This is a genomic window from Streptococcus mitis (assembly GCF_005144795.1).
GTDB classification, from domain to species: domain Bacteria; phylum Bacillota; class Bacilli; order Lactobacillales; family Streptococcaceae; genus Streptococcus; species Streptococcus mitis_BB.
This window is the reverse complement of record NZ_SWFJ01000025.1, coordinates 1-957: the sequence shown is the minus strand read 5'-3', so window position 1 is coordinate 957 and position 957 is coordinate 1. Positions and strand designations below refer to the sequence as shown.

At 30.6% G+C, this 957-nt stretch carries 1 protein-coding gene; it reads left to right on the top strand.

The window, feature by feature from the left end; translation table 11 throughout:
* Nucleotides 1–263: 263 nt before the first annotated feature.
* Nucleotides 264–737 carry a replication/maintenance protein RepL gene (locus FBF73_RS09785; RefSeq protein ID WP_136937695.1) on the top strand — a complete coding sequence of 158 codons (474 nt, stop codon included), beginning with the start codon at nucleotides 264–266 and terminating at the stop codon, nucleotides 735–737.
* Nucleotides 738–957: the final 220 nt, after the last annotated feature.

The window sequence follows — 957 nt, the reverse complement described above, 5'->3', positions numbered from 1 at the left end:
GTGATCTTCTTGAAAAATACTACTCGAACCTTGTATGGAAAATAGCCCTTATTAATTATAGATAAGAGTAAAAAAAGTAGTAAATTGGTTAAAAACGTTGATATATCAGTAGTTTAAGAGGTTTTCTGTCGGTTTAATTTTTTGCTCCTTTTGGTTTAATTTTTTGCACCTTTTGGTTTAATTAAATTAAACTGTTGATTTTTCAGTAAACCGTTTAGTATAATAAAAGTACACTAAATATAGAAATTTGAGGTGACTGATTTATGGATGAAAAGGGAAAAAAGAAAAAAATAATGACTACTAGAAAGAAAATAAAGTTTTCAGGAACTCAGAAATATATAAACCAAGATACTGGTGAAATCGTTGAAATGAATGTTACTGAAATCGAAGAAAGAGACGCTAACTTTCATAAGGTTTGGTTAGGTCATGTAATTCAATCTCTTGATTTAATTGGGAACAAGAAAATTCATATACTAACTTCTATTATGGACAATCTCAACAAAGAAAATCAGTTTTTATATACATACTCAATGATTGAAAAAGAGACTGGCATTTCCAGAAGAACTATTGCAGATACAATGACAGCTCTACAAGAAAGTGATTTCTTAAAGAAAGTAAAAAACGGTCATTATGAAGTAAATCCTGATCAAATCTTTAAAGGCGGTAAAAAATCAAGAATGGATATCTTACTTAGATATAAAAACCTTTCGGCGTTAACTGAAGACGAAGAAGATTAAGGGGGTGATTCAAACGTATAACAGCAAGATTAAACATAGCAAAACAAAAAGGGCATTTCTCCTGGCAGAGAAACACCCCATTGCTTAATGAATTTTCGAATGCAATTTTATTATAGCATGGGTTGCCCTCAAAAAATAGGAGGGTCTTATCATGGATCAAAGCGAAAAACTGTTAATGAGTATCGAAAATATTCTAAGTGTAGCCTCTGACTTAGTTGAT